This window comes from Lacticaseibacillus hegangensis (genome assembly GCF_003946465.1).
GTDB classification, from domain to species: Bacteria; Bacillota; Bacilli; order Lactobacillales; family Lactobacillaceae; genus Lacticaseibacillus; species Lacticaseibacillus hegangensis.
The window spans coordinates 30,912-56,928 of the sequence record NZ_RHOL01000002.1 but is presented as its reverse complement, the minus strand read 5'-3'; the positions used below and the strand labels follow the sequence as shown (position 1 = coordinate 56,928).

The 26,017-nt window shown below is 55.1% G+C and carries 19 protein-coding genes; 15 read left to right on the top strand and 4 right to left on the bottom strand.

The genetic code is table 11. The annotated features are described in order from the left end of the window. Together EKM86_RS12475 and EKM86_RS00950 are read left to right on the top strand one after the other, a co-directional pair. On the top strand, positions 1-4,854 hold a 4,854-nt coding region (locus EKM86_RS12475; protein WP_164506102.1), incomplete at its 5' end, for a collagen-like domain-containing protein. 296 nt (positions 4,855-5,150) lie between these two features. Further along, complete coding sequence (locus tag EKM86_RS00950) at positions 5,151-6,329, top strand: glycosyltransferase family A protein (protein WP_125754643.1); 1,179 nt, start codon at positions 5,151-5,153, stop codon at positions 6,327-6,329. A gap of 553 nt (positions 6,330-6,882) precedes the next feature. Here EKM86_RS00950 and EKM86_RS00945 read toward each other — a convergent pair. Beyond that, complete coding sequence (locus EKM86_RS00945; protein WP_125754642.1) at positions 6,883-7,929, bottom strand: zinc-binding dehydrogenase; 1,047 nt, start codon at positions 7,927-7,929, stop codon at positions 6,883-6,885. A 253-nt stretch (positions 7,930-8,182) separates the two neighbouring features. Beyond that, positions 8,183-9,079 carry a polyphosphate kinase 2 family protein gene (locus EKM86_RS00940; RefSeq protein ID WP_125754641.1) on the bottom strand — a complete coding sequence of 299 codons (897 nt, stop codon included), beginning with the start codon at positions 9,077-9,079 and terminating at the stop codon, positions 8,183-8,185. A 494-nt stretch (positions 9,080-9,573) separates the two neighbouring features. Between EKM86_RS00940 and EKM86_RS00935 the strand changes: the two genes are divergently transcribed. The 4 genes from EKM86_RS00935 to EKM86_RS00920 all read left to right on the top strand — a co-directional run bounded on the left by EKM86_RS00935 (position 9,574) and on the right by EKM86_RS00920 (position 16,023). Then, complete coding sequence (locus EKM86_RS00935) at positions 9,574-10,836, top strand: substrate-binding domain-containing protein (protein WP_125754640.1); 1,263 nt, start codon at positions 9,574-9,576, stop codon at positions 10,834-10,836. A gap of 131 nt (positions 10,837-10,967) precedes the next feature. Further along, complete coding sequence (locus tag EKM86_RS00930) at positions 10,968-12,506, top strand: sugar ABC transporter ATP-binding protein (RefSeq protein WP_125754639.1); 1,539 nt, start codon at positions 10,968-10,970, stop codon at positions 12,504-12,506. 13 nt (positions 12,507-12,519) lie between these two features. Further along, complete coding sequence (locus EKM86_RS00925) at positions 12,520-14,169, top strand: galactose/methyl galactoside ABC transporter permease MglC (protein WP_125754638.1); 1,650 nt, start codon at positions 12,520-12,522, stop codon at positions 14,167-14,169. Positions 14,170-14,409: 240 nt separating this feature from the next. Continuing rightward, on the top strand, positions 14,410-16,023 hold the full coding sequence (locus tag EKM86_RS00920) for a helix-turn-helix domain-containing protein (RefSeq protein ID WP_125754637.1): 1,614 nt from the start codon (positions 14,410-14,412) through the stop codon (positions 16,021-16,023). Positions 16,024-16,155: 132 nt separating this feature from the next. Here the strand turns inward: EKM86_RS00920 and EKM86_RS00915 are convergent, their stop codons facing one another. Further along, positions 16,156-16,599: an acetyl-CoA carboxylase gene (locus EKM86_RS00915; RefSeq protein WP_125754636.1), complete on the bottom strand. Its 444-nt coding sequence runs from the start codon at positions 16,597-16,599 to the stop codon at positions 16,156-16,158. A gap of 111 nt (positions 16,600-16,710) precedes the next feature. Between EKM86_RS00915 and EKM86_RS00910 the strand changes: the two genes are divergently transcribed. Continuing rightward, positions 16,711-17,313: an FMN-dependent NADH-azoreductase gene (locus EKM86_RS00910; protein WP_125754635.1), complete on the top strand. Its 603-nt coding sequence runs from the start codon at positions 16,711-16,713 to the stop codon at positions 17,311-17,313. Positions 17,314-17,359: 46 nt separating this feature from the next. Here EKM86_RS00910 and EKM86_RS00905 read toward each other — a convergent pair whose 3' ends face one another. Then, positions 17,360-17,794, bottom strand: a complete 435-nt coding sequence (locus tag EKM86_RS00905; RefSeq protein WP_125754634.1) for a MarR family winged helix-turn-helix transcriptional regulator — start codon at positions 17,792-17,794, stop codon at positions 17,360-17,362. 573 nt (positions 17,795-18,367) lie between these two features. Between EKM86_RS00905 and EKM86_RS00900 the strand changes: the two genes are divergently transcribed. The 8 genes from EKM86_RS00900 to EKM86_RS00865 all read left to right on the top strand — a co-directional run bounded on the left by EKM86_RS00900 (position 18,368) and on the right by EKM86_RS00865 (position 25,996). After that, complete coding sequence (locus EKM86_RS00900; RefSeq protein WP_125754633.1) at positions 18,368-19,084, top strand: GntR family transcriptional regulator; 717 nt, start codon at positions 18,368-18,370, stop codon at positions 19,082-19,084. A 24-nt stretch (positions 19,085-19,108) separates the two neighbouring features. Next, positions 19,109-20,290: an SIS domain-containing protein gene (locus EKM86_RS00895; RefSeq protein WP_125754632.1), complete on the top strand. Its 1,182-nt coding sequence runs from the start codon at positions 19,109-19,111 to the stop codon at positions 20,288-20,290. 21 nt (positions 20,291-20,311) lie between these two features. Beyond that, complete coding sequence (nagA, locus tag EKM86_RS00890; protein ID WP_125754631.1) at positions 20,312-21,472, top strand: N-acetylglucosamine-6-phosphate deacetylase; 1,161 nt, start codon at positions 20,312-20,314, stop codon at positions 21,470-21,472. Between the two features lie 51 nt (positions 21,473-21,523). Further along, the gene (locus EKM86_RS00885; protein ID WP_125754630.1) at positions 21,524-23,320 is read left to right on the top strand and encodes a glycoside hydrolase family 35 protein; all 1,797 of its coding nucleotides are present in this window, start codon (positions 21,524-21,526) and stop codon (positions 23,318-23,320) included. Positions 23,321-23,323: 3 nt separating this feature from the next. Further along, a complete protein-coding gene (locus tag EKM86_RS00880; protein WP_125754629.1) occupies positions 23,324-23,821 on the top strand; it encodes a PTS system mannose/fructose/N-acetylgalactosamine-transporter subunit IIB in 498 nt (165 codons plus the stop codon). After that, positions 23,818-24,717, top strand: a complete 900-nt coding sequence (locus EKM86_RS00875) for a PTS mannose/fructose/sorbose/N-acetylgalactosamine transporter subunit IIC (RefSeq protein WP_125754628.1) — start codon at positions 23,818-23,820, stop codon at positions 24,715-24,717. The genes EKM86_RS00880 and EKM86_RS00875 overlap by 4 nt, the downstream gene beginning before the upstream one ends. Beyond that, the gene (locus EKM86_RS00870; protein ID WP_125754627.1) at positions 24,704-25,525 is read left to right on the top strand and encodes a PTS system mannose/fructose/sorbose family transporter subunit IID; all 822 of its coding nucleotides are present in this window, start codon (positions 24,704-24,706) and stop codon (positions 25,523-25,525) included. The genes EKM86_RS00875 and EKM86_RS00870 overlap by 14 nt, the downstream gene beginning before the upstream one ends. Before the next feature lie 90 nt (positions 25,526-25,615). Next, positions 25,616-25,996, top strand: a complete 381-nt coding sequence (locus tag EKM86_RS00865) for a PTS sugar transporter subunit IIA (protein ID WP_125754626.1) — start codon at positions 25,616-25,618, stop codon at positions 25,994-25,996. Positions 25,997-26,017 lie beyond the last annotated feature (21 nt).

Below are 26,017 nucleotides of genomic sequence, written 5' to 3'. Positions count from 1 at the left end.
GGCCAAACTGTTGGCACCCTGAAGAATGGTGTTGATGGGAAGACGCCTGAAATCAAAGCCGTTGAAGGCGAAGATGGTAAGACGACTAACCACTTCGTGATTCCGGGTGATGCAAAAGATGGCAGCGACGATGTCGATCTTGGCGAAGTGCCAACAGTAGCAGGTGACACGATCAGTGTCACTGACTACAAACCAGCTGACGAAAATGATAAGAAGACCGGTTACACGGTCACAATCACGCACGCCAATGGGACTACCGAATCCAAGGATCTGTTCAACGGTAAAGATGGCCAGACGCCACAAGTTGAAGCTGTTAAAGGCGACGACGGCAAGACACATTATAGTTTCTATGTGCTTGGACCGGATGGGACAACGCATGTGCCTGTTGGCACGGTGGACACCCCAGAAGCACCAAAGGTCAAAGCAGACGGGGACAAGTATGTCTTCTATCTGGACAACGGAACACCAGATGATCCATCAGATGACACCAAGCTTGGAGAAATCGAGAAGCCGGCAGCTGGTAAAGACGGGGATACGATCAACGTTACACCGCTGAAGGGCGACACTGAACATCCAAATGGCGGCTACACTGTCGAGATCATTGGTAGCGATGGGACGACTAAGAGCAGCACGCCTGTCTACAACGGGAATGATGGTAAGACACCGCAGCTCGAACCCGTAACGGACCCAGATACTGGCAAAGTCACTGGCTACAAGTTCTTCGTGATCGGTGACGACGGTCAGACTCACGAAACGGTCGGTACTTTCGATGTACCAGAAACACCGAAGTCGAAACTGAGTGACGACAAGAAGTCTTATATCTTCTACCTGGATGACGGTACGCCAGACGATCCAAGTGATGATACGACGCTTGGCACCGTGCCGATTGGTGATACGATTGCGGTGAGTGACTACAAACCGGCTGACGACAGCGATAAGAAGACGGGTTACACCGTCACGATTACGCACGCCGATGGCACGACCGAAACGAAGAACCTGTTCAACGGCGATGCCGCAACAGCACCGATCATTACCCCTAATAAGGATGATGATGGCAACGTTCTTAGCTACACGATCACTTATCCAGGTCAAGAACCAATTACGATCTACAACGGCACTAAAGGCGAGAAGGGTGACAAAGGCGATGCACCAACGTTAGAAGCAGTCACTGATCCGAAGACTGGCAAAACGACTGGGTACAAGTTCTATGTCATCGATGCCAATGGCAATAAACAGGAAGTGGGTGATTTTGAAGCACCGAAGGACGGCGATACGATTTCGGTGACTGATATCACACCGACAGATGCTGATTCGCGTACTGGCTACATTCTGACCATTAAGCACGCTGATGGGTCGCAAGATGTGAAGACTGTGTACAATGGTCAAGATGGTCAAACACCAGTCGTAACACCGGTCACTGATGTCTCTGGCAAGGTGACGGGCTACACCTTCACGTTGAATGGACAACCATCTGGCACGGTGCTCAACGGGACCGATGGCCAAACACCGCAAGTAGCAGAAGTCAAAGACGATGACGGTAACGTCACTGGCTACGAATTCTACTATGTCAACGGCGAGGGCGAACGAATCGTTGTGGGTCAAGTGGCAACGCCAAAGCCAATTACGATTGTTGATAACACCAAGGACGAAGACGGCACCACCACGTTGACCTTCTCTGATGGCAACAAAGTGACAATCAAAGATGGTAAAGATGGTGCAGCCGGCCAGACACCTCAAGTGAAGGCAGTTGTTGGCGAAGATGGCAAGACCAACTACGAGTTCTACGTCACCGATAAGGCTGGCAAAGAAACTCCTGTTGGAACGATCGAAGCACCTAAGGATGGTAAGACACCGAAGATCGAACCAGTCACTGATGGTGATGGCAAGACGATTGGCTACAACTTCTACTACACCAACGATGCTGGCGAAGAAGTATCCATGGGTCGTGTTGATGCACCTAAGGATGGTCAAACCCCTACTGTTAAGCCGCATACTGACAGCGAAGGTAAGACTGACGGCTACATTTTCACCTTGAATGGTGTTGATTACACTGTTCTGAATGGTAAGGATGGGGCTAACGGTAAAGATGCTGATGCGTTGACAGTCACTGGCTCTATCATTAATGAAGCCGGCGACACGGTGATCACCTTCTCTGATGGTTCTCATGTCACTGTGCCAAAAGGACAGAAAGGAGATAACGCGCAGACCCCTAACGTTCGCGCAGTTACAGGCGAAGACGGCAAGACCAGCTATGAGTTCTATGTCACTGATAAAGATGGCAAAGAAATCCCTGTTGGCACAGTCGACGCGCCTAAAGACGGCCAGACGCCAGCGGTCACACCACACACTGATAGCAACGGTGATGTTGATGGCTATGTCTTCACCCTTAATGGTAAAGACTATATCGTCAAGAACGGTGCTGATCTGACCGTTAGAAGCACCACCCTTGATACGGATGGCAATACGGTCATCACCTTCTCCGATGGCTCGCAAGTCACGGTTGCTAAGGGCACTGACGGCAAAGATGGTAAGGACGGTCAGACGCCTAAAGTCCGCGCAGTCACAGGTGAAGACGGCAAGACCAACTATGAATTCTTCGTCACTGATAAAGATGGCAAAGAAACCACAGTTGGGACAGTCGAAGCACCTAAGGATGGCAAGGACGGTCAGACGCCGACGATCGAAGCAGTTAAAGACGGTGATGGCAACATCACTAACTATAACTTCTACTACACCAACGAAGCTGGCGATAAAGTCTCCATGGGCTCGGTTGAAGCGCCTAAGGATGGCCAGACACCAGACGTCAAGCCGCACACTGACAGCAATGGCAATGTTGATGGTTATGTCTTCACTCTTAACGGTAAAGACTACATCGTCAAGAATGGCGCTGATCTGACGGTCGACAACTCCATCACTGACAGCGAAGGCAATACGGTCATCACCTTCTCCGATGGTTCACAAGTCACGATTGACAAGGGTGCTGACGGTAAAGACGGCGTTGACGGCAAAGATGGTGAGGACGGTCAAACGCCTCAAGTCCGCGCGGTCACAGGTGAAGACGGCAAGACCCGCTATGAATTCTACGTCACCGATAAGGATGGCAAAGAAACCACAGTTGGGACGGTCGACGCACCTCAAGATGGCGCTGCTGGCAAAGATGGCAAGACCCCTCAAATCGAGGCTGTCAAAGACGGCGATGGCAACATTACCAGCTACGACTTCTACTATCTCGATGATGCCGGCAACAAGGTGACGACTGGTACGATCCAAGCACCTAAGGACGGTAAAACGCCTGAAGTTAAGCCGCACACTGACGGCAATGGCGATGTCGACGGCTACACCTTCACCTTAAACGGTGTTGATTACACCGTGAAGAATGGTAAGGACGGCGTCGATGGCAAGGATGGCAAGGATGGCGAAGACGGTAAAGACGGCGTTAACGGTACGAACGGTAAAGATGCGACACCGCTGACAGTCACCGGCTCCTTCATCGATGAAGACGGTAACACCCGAATCATCTTTTCAGATGGCTCTACTGTTCTTGTGAAGAAGGGTGAGGACGGGCAGACACCGCAAGTTGAGCCTGTTACCGATGCTAATGGCAAGGTTACTGATTATAACTTCTTCTACCTCGATGAGGATGGCAAAAAGATTTCTGTTGGAATTGTGCCGGCACCTGCTGACGGTAAAGATGGCCAGACGCCAACTGTCAAGCCGCATACCAATCTCAATGGCCAGGTCGATGGATGGACCTTCACGCTTAATGGTGTCGATTACGACGTTTTGAACGGCGCCAAAGGAGACAAGGGAGATGACGGAACCGCTGGAGATACCGGTGAAGGCGGCACAGATCAAACCGGCATTGCTGGTGATGGGATTCGGGCTTTGTTTATGAATGCAGTACCAGAGCCAGTTTACCAAATCAATGATGCGGATAACCCACCAGACACCACAACGGGGACACCAACTGGTGATCCAAGCGGTAACCCAACTGGGACCACGACGGGGACACCAACTGGTGACCCGAGTGGCAACCCAACTGGTACCACGACAGGGACGCCAACCGGTGATCCGAGTGGCAACCCAACTGGGACCACGACGGGGACACCAACCGGTGATCCGAGTGGCAACCCAACTGGGACCACAACAGGGACGCCAACCGGTGATCCGAGTGGCAACCCAACTGGTACCACGACGGGGACACCAACCGGTGATCCGAGTGGCAACCCAACTGGTACCACGACGGGGACACCAACTGGTGATCCGAGCGGCAACCCAACTGGTACCACGACGGGGACACCAACCGGTGACCCAAGCGGCAACCCAACTGGTACCACGACGGGGACACCAACTGGTGATCCGAGCGGCAACCCAACTGGGACCACAACAGGGACACCAACTGGTGATCCGAGCGGCAACCCAACTGGAACCACGACGGGGACACCAACTGGTGATCCGAGCGGCAACTCAACTGGTACCACGACCGGGACGCCAACCGGCGATTCGAGTGCTCAGACATTTGGTCAACAAAACTCAACGACGGACGTTCCGGGGCATCAAGAGACTCGGCCAACGCTCCCAGATACGTTAGGAACCGGCGATGATGATTCCGGCCAAGACACTTATCGGCAGGGCATTGCAACAAGTCGGAATGGTCTGACGAGTCGGGTGCTGGTCGCCAACGGATCTGGTAGCATAGCGTCTGCAAATGGCAGGCCTACGCTTCCTGAAACAGGTAATTCAGACGATGCGGCCTTGATCATGATTGGGGTCGGCGTCACGATTGCCGACGCATTAGCAGCATTCTCGGTGGCTAAGAAGCGGCGTGATTCAGATGATGATCCGTTGTACTAAACTCGCGTTGATGTGAGTTTCACGCAAGCTGGGTACCTTAGGAAACTGAGGTAGCCAGCTTGTTCTTGCATCGCCGGTTTCTCTTTAAAATTTCGCAGTGGCTGGCAGATTATTGGGTTCGGCGCTGCCAACAATCTTATTCTCACTATTGAAAAGATTAGCAGCCATGCCGTGCTGAAAGCCCAGCAAACACGGCGAGTATGAGACTCTGTACTAGCTCTGGTGTAAATATGGCCTGTCAAAATTATCCCCGATTGTATGACGACTAAGATAATTTAGCTTGAGTGTCTTCTGTCATGACATGGATCGGAGTAAACTTGGACCAGGTCGAAGTGGTTATCCTCGATGTCGCCGGTTGCCGTTACCTTCAGTTTTATTGTTGGCAGCCGGAAGGACGGAGGAGATTAAAACTTGAACAGCAGTGGGATGGCTTGTCATTTATCAATAAAAAGTTCAGGTGCGACGCATTGATTCAATGGCCCACCTGGCAATCTGGATTACTTGGAGGAGCAGAGATGAACAAATGGTTGAGTATCGTGATTGCAGTGGAATCGGCGGACGCTCATGATCTGGCTGTGCCACTGTCATCAATCAATAACCAGCTGGGGGTGGATTTTCGGCAGATCGAAGTCCTTCTGATTGATAACGGTCGCTATCAATTGGAAGATCTGGAGCCGCTGCGAGTGTTCAATCACCTCAAGTTTCGGTATATTAAGCCGGCCAAGATTTGGCCTTGGGCGATGGCATTTCAGCAAGGGCTGATGTTGTCAACAGGAAAATATGTCACGTTTATGGGCCCGAACATGCAGTTTAACTCAGTTGACATTCTTCAGCAGGTTTTCAGCAAGCTCTCAGCTCAACCTGAGTCTCAGCTTGTTTCCGGTTTATTATTGCGGCAGCAGATGAAGTCTGATCGAACCTATCGCTATCAGGTCGAACCGACCGCGCACTTGCTAAGTGGCCGTTTTGTCAGCCGCGCATTGATTATGCAAGACCAGATTACTTTTGAAGACTTTGGTGCGTACACTGAAATGTACGTTGGCCAGCTCATCGAGGCGGTGGCACAACACACGCAGACGCTGGAAAGTGCCATTACGGTGCAATTTCTCGGCAGAACCGTTTCTGATGCTGTTCTTGCGCCGATGCCTGATAAGGTGCAACTGGAATGGGTCACCATGATGAGCAGCTATCTGCTTAGATTGCGTACCCTGGCACCTGATCGATATCGTGAGACACTGGCTAAAACAGTCATCCGGTTCTATTCGCAGGCTGGGCACGATCCAGCTATGACAGCTCAAATGGCTGAATTGACAGCCCAGAATGCGACTATGTGGCCTGACATTCTGGCTTTCGTTGAACGCGTCCGGACTACGGATCGGACGCCAACGGCACCTTGGAATGCTGATGCTTCAGGCTTTTCCGCATATTTACAGCGGGTGTCGCCGTTAAGCGCTCGCGTGTCGATTACTGTCTAAAGAATAGCTTGAGCTGAATAAGTTTGGCCGTTGGCGGTTATTTCTGAACGACTATTTGACTCGCACAGAGTTTGAACTGCTTGACAGGTGCTGAAGGGCTGCTTTGAAAACGAAAAATTGACGCTGTCTGATTCATTAATCAGACAACGTCAATTTTTTATACAACAGAAATAGAGCTTGAAAGACTGCACAGACTAAGTCCCTGATATCACTTTGTGTTGAGTCGTTAAGATTCTATTTTGAGCCAACTTAAGCCGCCGTGCCAAGCGGTATTGCTAATGCTCGGGGTAAATGTTACTGGAGTGACGTCGTGACGTTGTTTAAAGTCGCACTCGCCTCGGCCGTTCCCGTTGGGTTGAATCAAATTGACCGCTTCAGGAAGCCATGCTGAAGCCTCTGTTAACGCAAGGTCTGGCAGGGCTTCGTGGGGATTTTGGCTTTCGTCGACTCAAATATACTGCAAAGGTGTTGCTTAGGCTCACTATGGTTCAAAAGAAGCCCGGAATGACGCTCAGTTCACGTCATCCCGGGCTTTAAGGTGTTAAGTCAACGGTCATGCTTCATCGGTAACGACCAGCGACTTAATGGCCTCGCGCTTGTCCATGGCCTGGTAGGCGGCATCTATGTCGGCCAGCTTGAACGATTTAGTGAAGACCTTGCCGGGGTGAATGGTGCCGTCGAGCACGGCCTTCAACAGGAATTCTTTGTCGTAGGTGGTGACCGAGGCAATCCCACCGGTAATGGTAATATTGCGGGAAAAGATGGGCTTGAGGTCCATCGCGGCGTTGTGGGGAATGCCGACGCGGCCCACGCGAGCGCCTGGCCGGCCAGCCTTGAGGGCAGTGTCGACGGCCTGCTGGGTGCCGACACATTCCAACACGACATCGGCGCCGATGCCGGTTGTGAGCGCCATGACCTTGGCCACGCCGTCGTCGCCGCGCTCAGGTACGATGTCGGTGGCGCCGAATTCAACAGCGAGCTTTTGGCGATCCTCGTGGCGGCTCATGGCAATGATCCGCTTGGCGCCACGCATTTGCGCGGCAATCACGCCGCACAGGCCGACCGCGCCGTCGCCGACGACCACAACCGTATCTCCGGTGCCAACATTGGCCATGCGGGCGGCGTGATAGCCGGTCGCCATGACGTCGGCTAAGCTGAGCAGCGACTTGAGCATGTCCTCGCTGTAATCAGCAGGCTTGCCTGGAATCTTGACCAGAGCCCACTCACCGTGCTGGTAGCGCATGTACTCGGCCTGTGCGCCTTCGCTGAAGTTATCTCGGTAGCTGAGGCAATTCGCGTCAAAGCCTGCACGGCAGGCGGCACAATGGCCGCACCCGTGGGTGAACGGGGCAATGACAAAGTCGCCCGGTTTGACTGTGGTGATGGCGCTGCCGACCGCTTCGACGACGCCGATGGCCTCATGGCCGCCGTTTTGAGAATGCTCCGGAACCTTGTCGAGGCCGCGATAGTCCCACAGGTCAGAGCCGCAGACACAGCTGCGAACAATGTGGAGAATAACGTCATCGGGTGCCTGAACGGAAGGCTTGGGCACGTCTTCGATGGCCACTTGGCCTGGTTTGATAAAGATTGCATCTTTCATTTAATAAGGGCCTCCATTTGCTAGGCGTTTGATCAGGTCAACACCCAGTCGTGTTTATTATGCACGTTTTGAGTGTGGCAGGCTAAACTAAAAATTTTGCCGCGGGCGCGTCGCTAATTGCGGCACTTGAGAGTCGGTGGACAAGGATTTTAGTAAAATCGCCTGTAAGGTTTCCTCGCCCTCCTGCCGAGGCAAAAAAATCGCGTCTCGACCAGCAAGACTACGGTCTGGGACGCGATGTTAATGTTGTGCCTCAGTTTTCGGCTTTTCCGGTCAGTTCCTCCAGTGCCGCGTGCAGGCCAGCCTTCTGCTCGGCCGTGACGGTGGGGTAGGCAAGTGGCAGCTTCTCAAGCCGTGCGAGGATGAGCTTGGACACGATCAGTCGGCCGAACCACTTGTTGTCCGCCGGAATGATGTGCCAGGGGGCCTTCTTCGTGGCGGTACCGGCGATGGCGTCCTGATACGCTACCTGGTAGTCGTCCCAGTAGCGGCGTTCGCGAATGTCAGCTTCGGAGAACTTCCAATTTTTGTCGGGCTGCTCGATTCTGTCGAGGAAGCGCTTCTTCTGCTCGTCTTTGCTCATGTGCAGGAAAAACTTCTCGATCACAATGCCATCGCGGCTGGCCATGCTTTCCATGTGGCGAATGTCCTTATAGCGCCGCTGCCAGAGCTTGGGGGTCACGTCGGCGACGACGTCGATGTTAGGCAGATGCTCAAGGAGCAGGTTCTCGGGGTGCACGCGATCGACCAACACCTCCTCGTAATGCGACCGGTTGAAAATCGTGATGTTGCCAGCCTGGGGAAAGGCGACGCGGGTGCGCCACAGGTAATCGTGGGCGAGCTCCTCTACGGTGGGCTGCTTGAAGGACACGACATTGGTGCCTTGCGGGTTCACACCGGACATGACATGGCGGATCATGCCATCTTTGCCGGCCGCGTCCAGGCCTTGAAAAATTAGCAGCAGGCTGTAGCGTTTTTGTGCGTAAAGTTTGCCTTGCGCCTGCGCCAAGTCTTGGACATTTTGAGCGATTTCTGCCTTGATCTCGGCTTCCGTGAGCCCCTGCTCGGTTTTGGGGATGTCCGTATCCCAGTCCTTGATGCGAAAATTGCCGGTGCCATCGTACGTGAAGTGAGTCAGATCTAATTTCATGAAATGCCTCCTGCAACTTGTGGGTTAGATGTTTGCCTTCATTATACGCGGCTTCTAGGCCAACTCGCACAGACGCCCATTCATGGCGAGGCAAAATTTTTGCCGTGTCGGCTGATCCGGGTTAAACTGCAACTGTCGCTTGGGAGCTGCCGCCTGAGCGGCTGATCAAGTTTGTCATTTTCTGTTCCACTCCTCTTCATCTTTACGCCGTTCTCGCCGGGGTCGCGGGGACGGCTTTTTTTGCGCGCAGGCCCGTTTTACTAAAATTCCGTGGAATCGGTCGCGTAAACAAGTGTGCAAGGACCTGCCACAAGTCCGCAAATGCAGGGATTTATACCGTGATACCGGCACGTAAAAAATTTCTTATTAAACTAAATTCCCAAAAATATTCTAGGTGTAGCCAATAATATTCTATGGTTACGGGGTCCTTGCCCCTGTACACTAAGAATCAAGAAAGCGCATACAGGAAGCGCTTAAAGGGAGGAAGTTACACCATGAAGAAGCAAAAAGCACTAGGGGCTTTGACTTTAGTTTTGGGGGCATCACTCCTGCTTGCCGCTTGCGGCTCAAGCTCAGGCAGCGGCTCCGACAAGACGGTTGCCAACAAAGACAAACCAGTCGTGTTCTATAACCGTCAGCCATCAAACTCAAGCAACGGGAAACTGGACATGACCACCCTGAAGTTCAACAAGGACACCTACTATGTTGGGTTCGACGCCAAGCAAGGGGCCGAAGTTCAGGGCAAGATGATCAAGGATTATATCACCAAAAACATTTCGAGTATCGACCGCAATAATGATGGCGTGATTGGCTACGTACTCGCGATTGGGGACGTTGGCCACAACGACTCGATTGCCCGTACCCGCGGCGTTCGTGAAGCGCTGGGCACTGGCGTGAAGAAGAGTGGGGACATCAACTCCGCCCCAGCTGGGATGAACACGGATGGCAAGGCCAGCGTGGTCAAGGACAGCAAGCTGACCGTCGGCGGCAAGACCTACACGATCCGTGAACTGGCTTCTCAGGAAATGAAGAACAACTCAGGTGCGACCTGGGATGCCGCGACCGCGGGTAACGCGATCGGCACTTGGTCCTCAAGTCTGGGCAACAAGATCGATGTTATCGCGTCAAACAACGACGGCATGGGCATGGCGATGTTCAATGCTTGGTCCAAGAAGAACAAAGTGCCAACCTTTGGCTACGATGCCAACTCCGATGCCGTTGCGGCAATCAGCGAAGGCTATGGCGGCACGGTCAGCCAGCACGCCGATGTGCAAGCTTACCTGACGCTGCGCGTTCTGCGCAACGCCCTGGACGGTGCCAAGAAGGGCACCGGGATCGAAACCAAGGACAAGGTGGGCAACGTTTTGGCCAAGGATACCTACGCATACCGCGCTAACGAGCGTTCCTACTACGCCATGAACGTCCCGGTCACCGCTGACAACTACAAGGACTTCATGAACCCGACCAAGACCTATCCGGATGCTTCCAAGCAGCTGTCGACCAAGACTTCACCAGAAAAGAAAGTCTGGCTGGACATCTACAACTCCTCAGATAACTTCCTGGGGTCAACCTACCAGCCGCTTCTGAAGAAGTATGCGAAGCTGATGAACCTCAAAGTTGAATTTATCGGCGGCGACGGCCAGACCGAATCCAACATCACCAACCGGCTGGGCAACCCGAGCCAATACGACGCCTTTGCTATCAACATGGTTAAGACTGATAATGGCTCCTCATACACGTCCATTCTGAGCCGGTAATTCCGCCTCTGCACTACCTGCAACTCCAGGGATCAGGGATTGCCCCGTGCTTCTCGCATTTCGGAGCCGCCCCAGACCCTGGAGTTGTTTTATCAAAAAAATCAAGCAGGCGCTGGAAAGGAAGACGTATTATGCAGGATTCAACCACACTAACACCAGAAAAACCAGTCATCGGTGATGACGTGATGCTGGCCATCCGCAACCTGAGCAAGTCCTTCGGTCGCAACCGGGTCCTTCAACACATTGACATGGACGTCAAGAAGGGTTCTGTGATGGGCTTGATGGGCGAAAACGGCGCCGGCAAGTCGACCATGATGAAGTGCTTATTTGGGATCAAAACGCGCGACGAAGGGCAATTTTTCCTCGATGGTAAGGAGGTGTCCTTCGCCGGGCCCAAAGATGCCCTGGAAAACGGGATCGCGATGGTCCACCAGGAGCTGAACCAGGCGCTGGACCGCAGTGTGCTCGACAATCTGTTTCTGGGCCGCTACCCAACGACCTCACTGGGCGTCATCAATGAAGCGCAGATGCGGCGGGAAGCGACGGAACTGTTCCGCCGGTTGGGGATGACCGTAAACCTGACCCAGCCGATGCGCAAGATGAGCGTGTCACAGCGGCAAATGGTCGAAATCGCCAAGGCGATTTCCTACCACTCCAAGGTGATCGTCCTCGACGAGCCGACCTCGTCCTTGATGGACCGCGAAGTGGAGAAGCTGTTCGACATGGTCCGGATGCTGAAGAATCAGGGTATTTCGATCATCTTCATCTCGCACAAAATGGATGAAGTCTTTCAGATCTGCGACGAGGTGTCCGTGCTGCGGGATGGCCATTTGGTCATGACCAAGAACACCAAGGACACGGATCTGAACGAACTGATCAAGGCGATGGTCGGGCGGCCGCTGGATAACCGGTTCCCACCGGTCGACAACAAAGTCGGCGATACCATTTTGTCCGTTCAGCACCTGTCCACCAAGTACGCCCCGTACCTTCAAGACATCTCGTTTGATGTCGGGCGCGGTGAAATCTTCGGGCTGTACGGGCTGGTCGGCGCCGGGCGCACCGAGCTGCTCGAAACCATTTTCGGCGTACGGACTCGCGCCGCGGGCCGCGTGTACTTCAACGGCAAACTATCTAACTTTAACTCCGCCAAAGAGGCGATGGAGCACGGGTTTGCGATGATCACTGAAGAGCGCAAGGCCAACGGGCTGTTTTTGAAAGGCAGTTTGACCTTCAACACCACCATCACCAATTTGAATGCCTACCGGCGCGGCCCGGCCTTGTCGGATCCGAAAATGACTAAGGCGACCCAGCACGAGATCAAGGTCATGAACACGAAGACCATGGGCCCGGATGAGCTGATTGCCAGCCTGTCAGGGGGCAATCAGCAGAAGGTGATCGTCGGCAAATGGCTGGAGCGCGCCCCACAAGTCTTCATGATGGACGAGCCGACCCGGGGGATCGACGTCGGTGCGAAGTACGAAATCTACGAGCTGATCATTAAGATGGCCAAGGAAGGCAAAACAATCATCGTCGTGTCCTCCGAAATGCCCGAGATCCTGGGCATTACGAACCGCATCGGGGTCATGTCGGACGGTCACCTGGCGGGGATCGTGGACACCAAGAAGACCAATCAGGAAGAGCTGCTGAGGCTCAGCGCGAAATACATGTAAGGGGGAGACACACATGGCAGAAGATAAAGTGCTAACCGCGCAGGCCGAAGCAGCCCTGCGCAAGCCAATCGATGACGCGGTAGGCAAGATTCAGGCCCAGGTCAACGAATTGCGCAAAGACGGGACGGATCAGGTCATCAGCCTGAACAGTCACATTGAAGCGCTTAAGCGGGACAAGAGTCTGAGCAAAGCAGAACGCGACGCCGGAATCGAAGCCGACAAGAAGGCGTTGGTCGGGGCCAAGCAAGTCGAGGCCGCTAATAAGGACCAAGTTGCCAAGCTGGTCGCGCAGGCCGAGACCTACATCAAGGACCATTTTGACAAGGAGTACTACCAGCCCGTTGCGGCGAGCTGCGCCGAGGAAAAAGTCATTGCCAAAAAGGCGTATGACGAGCAGATCGCCCGCTTGGAACAGGAACACAAAGCGACGGTCGCCAAGCTTTCCGACCGCAGTGAGATCAAAGAGGAGAATTACGTTCACAAGAACAAACTCTTTGACGCCAAGGTGACTCTCCAGGCGCGCCAGAGTCAGATCAAGGACCGCCAGCACGAGGCATTTAACTACCAGTACCACCTGCTGGATCTGCTGCGGATGTCGAAGTTCACCTTCTCTGAGAACATGAAGCAGAAGTGGGAAAACTACAAATACACGTTCAACCGCCGCGACTTCCTGCTGCGCAACGGCCTGTACTTTGCCATCATCATCGTTTTCATCATTTTGGCGATCATCACCCCAATCATCAAGGGCTCCTCGCTGCTGACCTACAACAACATTCTCAACATTCTGCAGCAAGCGTCACCGCAGATGTTCTTGGCGCTTGGGGTCGCCGGGCTGATCCTGCTCACCGGGACCGATTTGTCCATTGGCCGCATGGTCGGGATGGGCATGACCGCGTCGACCATCATCATGCACCAAGGCCCAAACACCGGGGAAGTCTTTGGACATATTTATGACTTTTCCAAAATGGGGCTCTGGCCGCGCGTCGTGCTGGCCCTGGTCGTCTGCATTGTGCTGTCGACCGTCCTGAGTGCCATTGCTGGGTTCTTCACCGCAAGATTTGGGATGCACCCATTCATTTCCACCATGGCTAACACGCTGATCATCTTCGGCTTGGTCACCTACGCCACCAAAGGGGTGTCATTTGGGGCCATTGATCCAGCCATTCCAAGCATGATCATCCCACAGATTGGTGGGTTCCCGTCAATCATTTTGTGGGCGGTAGCAGCGATCGCCATCGTCTGGTTCATCTGGAACAAGACCCGCTTTGGGAAGAATTTGTACGCGGTCGGCGGCAACCCTGAAGCGGCTTCCGTTTCAGGGATCTCCGTCTTCGCAGTTACCCTGGGCGCCTTCGTTCTGGCCGGCATTCTCTACGGCTTCGGCTCCTGGTTGGAATGTGCCCGCATGGTCGGGTCAGGTTCCGCCGCTTATGGCCAGGGCTGGGAAATGAACGCCATCGCGGCCTGCGTGGTCGGCGGCGTGTCCTTCACTGGTGGGATCGGTAAGATTTCCGGGGTCGTTGTCGGGGTCATCATCTTCACTGCGTTGACCTACGCGCTGACGATTCTTGGGATCGACACGAACCTGCAGTTTGTCTTCTCCGGGATCATCATCCTGGTCGCCGTCACCCTCGACTCCCTGAAATACGTTCAGGAGAAATGACGAGGCGGCAGACGCATTAACCTTGGTTCACGAAAAGCCGCAGCACTACGCTGTGGCTTTTTGCGTGACGGCGGGGGCGCTGGTCATCAATTTAGCCTTGCACAATCAGAATCAAAGTAAATAAACGAGGGCTTTGAGTTGTATTTAAGCGCTTACATGATACACTAAAAAAGGTGATCAATACGCTGCGGATTTAGTAAATGCGATTGTAAGGTTAAGGGCAACGACAGGAGCATACTTATGGGGAAGTACAGCGTGCTGTTAGTAGAAGACGCGCCAGTGGCGTCGAGTTTAAAGGAAATCATCCCGTGGGGTGAGCTGGGTTTTCAAGTTATCGGGAGCGTGTTTTCAACCGAAGCGGCGCTCAGCATGATCGGCGCAACGAAACCGGACGTGGTGTTGACTGAGGTCAGCGTCAACGCGCTGACGGATTTAGCCGTGGTCAAGCGCGGCAAGGAACAGTCGCCGGAGACGGCGTTTGTGATCTTGACGGACTGCAACGATTTTGAATGCGCGCAGCAGGCAATGCGCCTGGGGGTGACCGACTACCTCACGATGCCGCTTGACGTCGCCGAGCTGCGGGCGGTGTTGATTCGCCTGCGCCAGACCCTCAATCAAAAGCGCAACACCCTCCAAAATTGGCGTGCGATGCAGCATTACTACCGCGATTCGCTGCCGGTGATGCAGACCAATTTTTACGCCGCGCTGATTGACGGACAGATTGAGCGCCAAACCCTGGACGCCTACCTGCACGATTATCAAGTCGGTCTGACCGGCCCCTATTACGGTTGCCTGGTGCTGCACACCTCCACCGCGCAGGCCCCTGATGGCAAGGATGTGATGGCGCTGCGGGCAGAGGTGATGAAACAGGCCAGGGACTTTTTCGGAGCGCTGTGGACCACGGTCACTTTCTGCTATCTGCGCAACACAGTCATCGTGGTGGAACTGCACACCGAAAATGACGCGGCCGGATTGACCGACGATGCCGATCGGTTCTGCAAGCTGGTCAAAAATGCGCTTGGCGCGGTCATCACGGTTGGGGTGGGTCCGGTCGTCGATGACCTGCTCGAGCTTCCGGTGGCTTATCATGGGGCGCGGACCGCGGTGTCGTACCGCAGCCTGTACGGGGCCTGCAAGGTGATCAACATCAAGGAGATCGCACCCACTGAGGTCAGCGACTTCACGCCGATTCCCGACGCGGCTTTGGCAGAGCTGCTCAAGGTGGTCCACGTTGGGCCGGATGAGGCCATCGTGCAGGCCGTCGATGTCTACCTGGAAAACGTCAATCGCACCGCGACCTGCATGGCGCATCACACTGTGGTGATCAATGACCTGGTGTCGTCCCTGTACCGCTTTGCGACCAACAATCATTTGCAGATTCCAGAGCTGACTGACCACCCGAAAGATCTGTACGCCCGGTTGCCAGAGCTGTCCCCGCAGACGTTGCGCCAGTGGCTGATGACCCTGTGTCAGACCCTCAATCGGCAGCTGGCCCAGGCGCGTGACAACTCGTCCAGTGCGCTGATTCAAAGCGCAAAGGAGTTCGTGCGGGCACATTACAGCGACGAGCAGTTGTCGCTCAACGACGTGTGCCAGGCGCTTGGAGTGTCCAACTCGTACTTTTCCACGCTGTTCAAGCGTGAGGTGGGGCAGTCATTCATCACTTACCTGACGGATTTTCGCATGGAGCGGGCCTCAAGGCTGCTACTGGAAACAACCGAAAAAAGTCAGGTGATTGGTCACTTGGTTGGTTACGCCGACCCCAACTACTTCAGCTCCGTGTTTAAAAAGCACTTCGGCAGCTCCCCAACGCAGTACCGCGGCCGGCTGGTGAAAGTTTCAAGCGGTAAGTAACGCAAGCGGCCGAGCCATCAAGTGCGGTCAGCCGAAAAGAGAAGGACCTCTGCACCCCGATGTGAGTTTAGAATCGCGGCGCAGAGGTCCTTGTGGACTGATTTGACGCAGAGGGGCACTTTTGGTCGCTGCTCACCAGTCCAGCGGGCTGATCTCGATTCCGCGCCGCCTGGTCTCAATGAGCCGCCCGGTGCTGGGCCAGTAATCTTTGGGGCCAAAGCCGCAGTAAAAAATGGTGAGATTGGTGTGGGCGCGCACGCCGGCAATGACCTGCTCAAAGTACGTCAGGTCGGCGGTGTTCAGGCTGTGCAAGGGCAGGGAGCGACGGCGGTGACCCTTGGGTGAGATATTCATAAAAAAAGAAATTGCCCCGTCCGCTTGAACCTTGCTGGCCATCAAGACGTAACGGGTGTTGTACCGCCTGCGAAAGGCGGCATCAATGCGTTCGTTCAGAATCCGGACGTCCTGGGCAACAGACATGATGATCACCTCGCCACCATTATCGAACAAGCGTTTGCTTTTTGCAATCATCGTGGTGGTGATTTTCTTGCACAGTCGCAGCGCCGTCTTACGCACGCGGGCAAGACGAGAGTTTTCAAGAAAAAGGTTGCCAGCCACCTTTATCTAGGCTATGCTATTTACGTAGCCGGCAACCAAAAAGCTGGTCGTGAAAGGAAGATACATACAATGAGTCAGGTATTAGTCATTAAAGCCCATCCGTTTGGTCCCAATCGTTCGCGCAGCATGAAAGTCCTGGAAACCTTTATGAAGCGCTATCGTGCAAGCAATCCGGATGATACGATTGTTGAACGCGACCTGTATCAAGAAAACTTTCCAGAACTTGACGGCGCGATGCTGGCCGCGTTTGCACCGAATGCAACGCCCACGGCAGAAGCTGGCGCCAAGCTGGCGGTTTTCGGTGATGCTTTGAATCAGTTCAAGGCGGCCGATAAAATTGTGATCGCCAACCCCATGTGGAACCTTGGTATCCCGACCAAGCTGAAGTCCTGGATCGATGCAATCACCGTGGTGGGTCAGACCTTCCGTTACACCGCCACTGGTCACATTGCGCTGCTGCCAGGCAAAAAGGTCATGCATATTCAAGCCGCTGGCGGTAAGTACGAAGGCAAAGACCCAGCGACCCAGTACGTCCACGCTGCCCTTGAGTACCTGGGAACAGAAAAAGTGATCGATTTGCCAGTTGAAGGCATGGATCACTTCCCCGATCAGGCCGAGGCAATCGTTGCGGCGGCAGAGCAGCAGGCAGTTCAGTTGGGCCAGACGTTTTAAAACCAGTGAAGTGTAAGTAAGAGCCATCGGGCAGCCGCCTGATGGCTCATTTTTTTAGTGCGGCCGTCATTTTGCCAGCTAGTCGAATGTAGGTGGCTTGCTCTTCAGGAGACAGTGCAGCGGTGGCCGCTTGTTCCACCGCTTGGCAAACTGTTTTGACCTGTTTGGCCAGGGTCAGACCGGAAGCAGTGAGGGCGACAAGTGTGACGCGACCGTCTTGCGCTGAGCGGTGGGTCTGAACGATGTTTGCTGCCGCCATGCGGCGAACCGACTTGGCGATGGTTGAGTGGTCGACGTCGAGCAGCTCGGCCAAGACGTTTTGCGGCTTGGGGGCGGCATCGTCTTGCAGCAAAGCCATCAGCAGCATTTCCTGACCCGGGTACACGCCCAGCTCGCGCAGCCCTTGTTCTGTTTTGGCCCGGTGTGCTGCAACGACATTGAGCGTCGCTGCGCCGACGGGAAATTCGTTAAAGATGAGCAAGTGAAAGACTCCTTTGATTGGTTGCCGGCAACAGATTAAGAATAACAGATTCAACTGGTTTTACAAGTTCAGGCCCGTCCAGTTGGGGGGAAGGCGCGAGTGAGCGAAGCCTCAACCTCACGGCAGCGGGATAGCTGCCAGGCCGGCGACTTGGGGCCGGTTGTTCACTGAAAGCGGTGCGAATTAAACCGTTGAGAAAGCGCTTACGGAACAGACTTGAAGCCCACGAGCTGTTATTTAATATTTTTGACTGTTTCGGTTTTTAGTAAAGCGTAGGGACTTTTGGTCAGGCTAAGGGGACAACCCATGCCTGAGCAAGGAGCGGCAAGCTTGAATATAAAATAACTAATACGTATCTAAAATATAAACGTATAAGAACAGGACAAAAGTACCTGGTACTGTTTTGCCCTCTAAAATAAGCCTTTTAATTACCTGCACGGGTGACTTTTTGTACTTGAATTAAAAAACTAAGAGAACTTGCTAAATTTGGAGTGTTTCTGTTTGACGACGCTAACATTTCGGGCGTAGGTTGGCCGTGGTAGGTACCACGTGAGACAAATGGGAGGTGATGAGATGGCAAAAGCTTCGTTATCTGAAAGGCTGACGCAGGAACTTGAAAAGTTGGTGACCGAACAGCTTCGGCCAAATGACAAGCTGCCTTCGGAGCGGGCGCTCAGTGAGCAGTATCACATGAGTCGCAATACGGTGCGCGTGGCATTGAACCAGTTGTTTTTGCGCGGGTTCATCTACCGCAGTCCGGGTAAAGGCACGTTCGTTGCCGAGCCGCTGGACAATCGGGCCGACGTGGCCGCAGCGTTCAGTTTCACCCAGCAGATGGGCGCGATGAAGCGGCATCCGGAAAGCCGGGTGGTGGCGTTGAGGCAGATCCCGGCGCCGCCGATGGTCGCCGAGCACCTGAGGCTTAAGCACGGAGCGGCGGTTCATGTGCTTGATCGCGTTCGAATGGCTGATCACGAACCGATGATGGTCGAGCGCAGCTATCTGCCAGTCGCGGCGCTGCCGGATCTCGACAAAGCCTTGCTCAAGGACACGCCATTATACGATTTGCTTCAAGCACATTATGGCATTCACATCGACACCGTGGATGAGACTTTTTTTGCCGACCTGATGGCCCCTGAATACGCGCAATTATTGAACGTACCACCTAATTCGGCCTGTCTGAAAATCCGGCGGACGGCCTTTACGACTACTGGCGACATTATCGAATACACGCTGAGTGCTGCCCGCGCTGACCAATTTGTCTACCACGTTCAGCACGCTAACCACTAACTCACTTTACTGGAGGAGACAACTTTGTTTGAACAATCAACTGAAACACTGACGCAAATGGGTGCTCAGATTACGACTGCGGAAATCAAGCAACAGCCAGATTTGTGGCTTGAAGCACTGGCCAATTACACCAAGGACCAGGAGAAAATCAACGCATTTCTCGCACAAGTCGCAGACCAGGCTAACGGCCAGCCGGTACGCGTGGTGTTTGCGGGTGCTGGCAGTTCCCAGTACGTCGGCGATACGGTGACACCATACCTTCAGGCGCACGGCGACCGGCGCCGCTTCTCGTTTGAGTCGGTAGGGACCACCAACATCGTTTCGGCCCCAGCCGATTACCTAACTCCGGATGAACCGACACTGCTGGTCTCGTTTGCCCGCAGCGGCAATTCACCGGAAAGTTTGAAAACCGTGACACTGGCCGAACAACTTGTGACCTCGCTTCATCAGATTAGCATCACCTGTGCACCGGATGGTCAGTTAGCCCAAAAAGCGCAGACAGAGCCTCAGACTCTGGTGTTGCTGCAACCCGCCCGGTCAAACGACAAAGGGTTCGCGATGACGGGGAGCTTCTCCTGTATGCTGCTCACCGCGCTGCTGGTCTTCGACACCTCAAGCCTCGAAACCAAGCAGGCCTGGGTGCAGACCGTCGCCGCGATGGGCCGCGAAGTGATTGCCCGCGAGTCGGCCATTCAGGCGCTGGTTGACCAAGATTTTGAGCGCATCGTCTACCTGGGCACTGGCAGCTTGAGCGGCCTGGCTCGCGAGGCACAGCTGAAGGTCCTTGAGCTCACCGCTGGCCGGTATGCCACCATGTTCGACAGTTCCATGGGCTTCCGCCACGGCCCGAAGAGCTTTGTGAATTCGCAGACCCTGTTGTTTGATTTTGTCGCCAACGACCCGTACAGCAGGCAGTACGATCTGGACCTGCTGGCTGAAGTCGCAGGTGACCACATCGCCCCTCTCGTCATGGCGGTGGGCACAAAGCAGGCGCAGAACTTTGCCGGCAGCGGTTTTTACTTTGACCATGGCACCGCCGACCTTCCAGAGGCGTATCAGGCGCTGCCGGATGTGATGTTCGCGCAGACGCTGGCCTTGCTGGCATCGGTCAAGGTCGGCAATCGGCCCGACACCCCGTCGCCGACCGGCACGGTCAATCGCGTGGTCAAGGGTGTGATTCTGCACGATTACCCAGCGGTTCGCTGACGCGCTAGGGGGAGTGAAAAAATGAGTGAGTACATTCACGCCGCCAAATATTTTCTGCCACACACGGTGGAAACTGGCGGGTATCTCGAGATCACAGCTGACGGTAAGTTTGGGGCTTACCTGCCAGAAGGAGCCCGTCCGGCTGGGGACATCGTCGAGCAGCCGGGCCGCTGGATCGCGCCCGGGCTGGTCGACACGCACATTCACGGCCTGCTGGGCCACGACGTCATGGACAACGACTGGGCAGGCATTGAGGCAATGAGCCAGCACCTGGTGCAAGCCGGGGTGACCAGCTGGCTGCCAACCACGCTGACCGGCTCATTTGAGCAGCTGAAGGCGGTGTGCAGCACGGTGGCGGCAAATGCCGGTGAGGAATCTGGTGCGAAGATACAGGGACTGTACTTCGAAGGCCCGTATTTCACGACTAAGCACAAGGGCGCGCAGAACCCGAAGTATTTTAAGAACCCGAGTGTAGCCGAATTTGAAGCCTGGCAGTCCGCAGCCAACGGCTTAATCAAAAAGATCGCGATCGCGCCAGAGCGGCCAGGAGCCGCGGCCTTCACCCAGGCTGTTGCCGCAACCGGCACCGTGGTGGCACTGGGCCACAGCGATGCCACGTTTGAGCAGGCGAAGGCGTGCGTGGACGCAGGTGCCACGGTGTTCACGCACACGTTCAACGGCATGAGTCCGCTCAGCCACCGCGCGCCGGGTATGGTTGGCGCCGCGATGGCACTGGACGGGGTGACCGATGAGCTGATCTGCGACGGCCACCACGTCCGGCCTGAAGTCGCAGCCATGCTGATCCGCCTGGTCGGCCCCGAGCATGTCGCGCTGATCACTGACTGCATGCGGGCGGGGATGATGCCAGATGGCGATTACACCTTGGGCGAATTTGCCGTTTACGTCAAGGACGGGATGGCCCGGCTGAAAGACGGCGACAGCCTGGCCTGCTCGGTGCTGCAGCTGAAAGACGCCCTGGCCAATTTGCTGGCATGGGGGGCGGCCACCCCGGCGGACATTGTCAAAATGGCGACGCAAACGCCAGCGATATCCTGTGGGATTCAAGCGCACTGCGGCAGTATTTTACCTGGGCGAGAGGCCGATTACCTGGTCCTCGATGCCGACTTGCACCTGCTGGAGACCCACTTGGACGGTGCGCTGGTTTACCAGGCGGAAGACTGAGACGCCGGCAGCCGCACTTGATGATGGACCGAACCGCGAAGGAGCGCAGCAATGACAACTTTTTCCGTGGCCCGCGACTTTCTGCTCGACGGGCAGCCATTCAAGATTCTGTCCGGGGCGATTCATTATTTTCGGGTTCATCCTACTGATTGGCAGCACAGTTTGACCAACTTGAAGGCGCTGGGGTTTAACACGTTCGAAACCGTGGTGCCCTGGAACCTGCATGAGGCCCATGAAGGACAGTTTGATTTCACCGAGGGCCGAAATCTCCGACACTTTTTGGGCCTTGCCCAGGCGCTTGGCCTGCATGCCATTGTGCGCCCTTCCCCGTACATTTGCGCCGAGTGGGAGTTTGGCGGGCTGCCTACCTGGCTTTTGACCAAGCACATGCGACTGCGCTCAGATGATCCGGCATTTTTGGCGGCGGTTGACCGTTATTACGACGCTCTGATGCCGCAGCTGGTTGACTGTCAGGTGACGCGCGGCGGCAATGTGTTGATGATGCAGGTGGAAAACGAGTACGGCTCGTACGGCGAGAATCATGATTACATGCGCGCGCTGGCCAAGCTGATGCGCCAGCACGGGGTGGACGTGCCGCTGTTTACCTCCGATGGGCCCTGGCCGGCAGCGCTGGAAGCTGGCAGTCTGATTGACGACGACATCTTGGCCACAGGCAATTTTGGCGGCCACGCGGCACATCATTTCGATCGGCTGGCGGACTTTCACCAAGCGCATGGCCGCGCGTGGCCGCTCATGTGCATGGAGTTTTGGACCGGCTGGTTCAACCGGTGGGGTGAGTCTGTGGTCAAGCGCGCCCCTGACGAAACTGCGGCGGCTTTGAGACCAATTTTGGCGCGGGGCTCGCTAAACCTTTACATGTTTCACGGTGGGACCAATTTTGGGTTCATGAACGGGACCTCGGCGCGCCAGCAGCACGATTTGCCGCAGGTGACCTCGTACGATTATGACGCCCCACTTGATGAGCAGGGCAATCCAACGCCCAAGTACTTTGCTATTCAGCGGGTGGTTCACGAAATGCTGCCGGACCTGCCGCAGTTTCAGCCGCTGATCAAGCCGACCCTGCCGCCGGCGACGCATCCATTGACGGCTAAAGTATCCCTGTTCGCGGTCCTCGATCAACTGGCCACCCCAGTTGCTTCCAAGTACCCGCAAACCCAGGAAGCGCTGGGGCAAACTGGCGGCTATACGCTGTATCGCAGCCGCCCGCTTCTCGCGGCACCAGATACCGGGCGTGCAGCCAAGCTGCGGATCATTGACGCGCGTGACCGCATTCAGGCCTTTCTTGATGAAAAGTGGCTCGGGACGCAGTACCAGGAGGCCATCGGCGAGCCGTTGCCCCTGCCTGAAGCAGCTGGCCAACACCAGTTGGATGTGCTGGTGGAAAACATGGGCCGAGTGAACTATGGCGCCAAGCTCGAGTCATCGACGCAGCGCAAGGGAATCCAGACTGGCGTGATGGTCGATCTGCACTTTATCCAAGACTTTGTGCAATACGCGCTGGACCTTGATCGCGCCGCCCAGCTCGATTTTGCTCGAAAGTGGGTACCTGGGGTCCCGAGTTTCTATCAGTACCAAGTCACGGTTGATGAACCGCAAGATACGTACCTTGATTGTCGCGGATTTGGTAAGGGGGTGATGCTGGTTAACGGGTTTAACGTCGGCAGATTTTGGGATCTGGGCCCGACGGTTTCGCTATACGTGCCAAAAGCGCTGCTCCACGCAGGCGAGAACACGGTGATCGTATTTGAAACCGAAGGACGGTATACCGACAGTTTGAAGCGGGTCGACCACCCACTGGTTGAGGGTAGCAAAACAAAGGAGGAATAATTCATGGCAATTATTGCAGCACGGATCGATGGCCGACTGGTCCACGGTCAAGTCGCCAACCTTTGGACGACGAAGCTGGGGCCGACCAGAATCATCGTGGTCGATGATGCGGCGGCCAAGAGTGATGTAGAAAAAGGTGGGCTGCGCATGGCCACTCCAGACGGGGTGCGGCTGTCAGTCCTTGATACCGAGCGCGCCGCCAAGCAGATTTTGGATCATCGCTATGATTCACAGAAAGTTTTTCTCGTTGCCAAGCGGCCAGAAACCTACCTGGCGCTGGTGAAGGCCGGGGTGCCGATCAAAGAGATCAATGTCGGCAACATGTCGCAGACGGACGAGACCCGCTCGATCACCAAGTCCATTAACGTGGTGGATGCAGACGTTGAGACCTTCGAGGAATTAGATTCGCTGGGCGTGCATTTGGTGGCCCAGATGGTGCCGGGAGATCCCGCGGCGGACTTCATGTCCCTGCTGAAAAAGGATAGGAGGAGCGAACAATGATCGCATGGTGGCAAATTGCAATTTTAACATTATACGCAGGCTATCAGATTCTCGATGAATTGCAAATCTATTCCGCGATGAGTTCACCCGTGTTTGCCGGGTTAGTCACCGGCCTTGTCATGGGTGATATGCGCGCCGGACTGCTGATTGGGGCGTCAATGCAGCTGACTGTTTTGGGTGTCGGCACGTTCGGCGGGGCGTCAAGAATTGATGCGAACTCAGGCACCATTTTGGCCACGGCGTTTTCGATCAGTTCCGGGATGAAACCGGCAGCCGCGGTTGCCGCAATTGCGGTGCCAGTGGCCAGCATCATGATTCAAACGGATATTCTAGCCCGGTTCGCCAACACGTTCTTCGCGCACAAAATCGACAAAATGGTCGATGAATATAACTACAAGGGCATTGAGCGGTACTTCATTGCCGGGGCACTGCCTTGGGCGTTGTCTCGGATGATCCCAGTTGGTCTGGCCTTGGCGTTTGGTGGTGGGTTTGTGGCCAATCTGGCCCGCGTGCTGAACACGAGCTGGAAGTGGCTAGGCGATGGCTTGGCCACTGCCGGGGCAGTGCTGCCGGCGGTTGGGTTCGCAATCCTGCTGCACTACCTGCCAGTGAAGAAACACTTTGCCTACCTGATCCTCGGTTTCACCGTGACGATGCTGTTTTCCACGGTCTTTGGCAACATCCAAACGCTCGGCACCGCGGTGGCCGGCGTGGCGAAGACCTTCACCACGTCCTTCAACGGCCTCTCCATGCTTGCCATTGCGCTGATTGGGTTTGCCTTTGCGGCGATTGCCTACCAGCAGTCAACGGCGACGAATGCCGGTGGCGGCAGCGGGAGCAGCGACAAGAAGCCTGCCGCGGATGAGAAAGGAGAAATCGAAGATGATGAACTCTAAGACGCCGACTTATAAGTTAAATGATGACGACTTTCGGCAGATCAACCGCCGCAGCTTGTTCGGTTTTCAGCTGGGTTGGAACTACGAGCGGATGCAAGGCTCCGGCTACCTGTACACGATCCTGCCGCAGCTGCGCAAGATTTACGGTGATGGCACGCCAGAGCTGAAAGAGATGATGAAGACGCACACCCAGTTCTTCAACACGTCCAACTTCTTTAACACCATCATTACCGGGATCGATCTGGCGGTCGAGGAAAAAGAAGGAATCAAGGGTGAGGAAACTGTTGCCGGGATGAAAGCCGGCTTAATGGGCTCGTTTGCCTCAATCGGGGACTCAATCTTTGCGGCCCTGATCCCTGCGATTTTTGGGGCGATTGCGGCCAACATGGCAACCAAAGGCAATCCCATCGGGGTGTTCATCTGGATTCTGGCGCAAATTGCCGTCATGGTCTTCCGCTGGAAGCAGTTGCGGGTGGCCTACAACGAAGGGGTGGCCTTGGTCACCACCATGTCACACCGGCTCGCTGCTTTGACCAACGCGGCGACCATCATGGGGGTCTTCATGGTTGGCGCCTTGGTCGCCACCATGATCAATGTGAAGTTTGCCTGGGCCCCGAATGTGGGCTCCGTGCCACTGGATATTCAAAATAGCCTGGATATGATCCTGCCAAAGCTGCTGCCGGCGCTAATCGTTGCCGGGATTTACTGGCTGCTAGGGCGCAAGCACATGACCTCGACCCGCGCCATCTTCATTGTGCTGATCGTGTCCGTGGTGCTTTCCGCGCTGGGGCTGATCGCGAAGGGTTAGTCAAACTGGTTATCAGAGGCGCTGTCGCACGGGAACCTTCTGTGTCTGGCGCCTTCGCTGTGCAAATTAATGGGTAAGGGAGTCAATAAAATGAGCAAATTGGTTTTGATCAGCCATGGCGATTTCAGCGCCGCGCTTAAGGCCAGCGCTGAAATGATCATGGGTCCGCAAGCCGACATTGCGACTGTGGGGCTGCAGCCAAACGAAGGACCGGAAGATTTTCGCACCAAGTTCGAGGCCGCCATTGCCGGCGAGTCAAAAGTCACGGTGCTGGCTGATCTGAAGGGCGGGACGCCAAGCAATGTGGCCGCCGCGGTGCTGGCGCAAGGCGGCGACTTTGACCTGTACGCCGGCGCTAACCTGCCGATGGTGATCAGCTATTTAAACGCCCAGATGCTGGGGGCAGCACCTGACCTGCTGAGAGACGGCCAGGCCGGTGTGGTGTACGTCAATGACATTGTGAAGCACTAGCATGGCTGACTGAAAATTTGG

What these genes read in the sequence shown, in the direction of transcription:
- EKM86_RS00885 (WP_125754630.1), top strand. Translation starts at nt 21,524, where the DNA reads ATGACAACTTTTTCCGTGGCCCGCGACTTTCTGCTCGACGGGCAGCCA.
- EKM86_RS00900 (WP_125754633.1), top strand. Translation starts at nt 18,368, where the DNA reads ATGGCAAAAGCTTCGTTATCTGAAAGGCTGACGCAGGAACTTGAAAAG.
- EKM86_RS00910 (WP_125754635.1), top strand. Translation starts at nt 16,711, where the DNA reads ATGAGTCAGGTATTAGTCATTAAAGCCCATCCGTTTGGTCCCAATCGT.
- EKM86_RS00920 (WP_125754637.1), top strand. Translation starts at nt 14,410, where the DNA reads ATGGGGAAGTACAGCGTGCTGTTAGTAGAAGACGCGCCAGTGGCGTCG.
- nagA (WP_125754631.1), top strand. Translation starts at nt 20,312, where the DNA reads ATGAGTGAGTACATTCACGCCGCCAAATATTTTCTGCCACACACGGTG.
- EKM86_RS00865 (WP_125754626.1), top strand. Translation starts at nt 25,616, where the DNA reads ATGAGCAAATTGGTTTTGATCAGCCATGGCGATTTCAGCGCCGCGCTT.
- EKM86_RS00925 (WP_125754638.1), top strand. Translation starts at nt 12,520, where the DNA reads ATGGCAGAAGATAAAGTGCTAACCGCGCAGGCCGAAGCAGCCCTGCGC.
- EKM86_RS00950 (WP_125754643.1), top strand. Translation starts at nt 5,151, where the DNA reads ATGACATGGATCGGAGTAAACTTGGACCAGGTCGAAGTGGTTATCCTC.
- EKM86_RS00930 (WP_125754639.1), top strand. Translation starts at nt 10,968, where the DNA reads ATGCAGGATTCAACCACACTAACACCAGAAAAACCAGTCATCGGTGAT.
- EKM86_RS00880 (WP_125754629.1), top strand. Translation starts at nt 23,324, where the DNA reads ATGGCAATTATTGCAGCACGGATCGATGGCCGACTGGTCCACGGTCAA.
- EKM86_RS00935 (WP_125754640.1), top strand. Translation starts at nt 9,574, where the DNA reads ATGAAGAAGCAAAAAGCACTAGGGGCTTTGACTTTAGTTTTGGGGGCA.
- EKM86_RS00870 (WP_125754627.1), top strand. Translation starts at nt 24,704, where the DNA reads ATGATGAACTCTAAGACGCCGACTTATAAGTTAAATGATGACGACTTT.
- EKM86_RS00940 (WP_125754641.1), bottom strand. Translation starts at nt 9,079, where the DNA reads ATGAAATTAGATCTGACTCACTTCACGTACGATGGCACCGGCAATTTT.
- EKM86_RS00875 (WP_125754628.1), top strand. Translation starts at nt 23,818, where the DNA reads ATGATCGCATGGTGGCAAATTGCAATTTTAACATTATACGCAGGCTAT.
- EKM86_RS00945 (WP_125754642.1), bottom strand. Translation starts at nt 7,929, where the DNA reads ATGAAAGATGCAATCTTTATCAAACCAGGCCAAGTGGCCATCGAAGAC.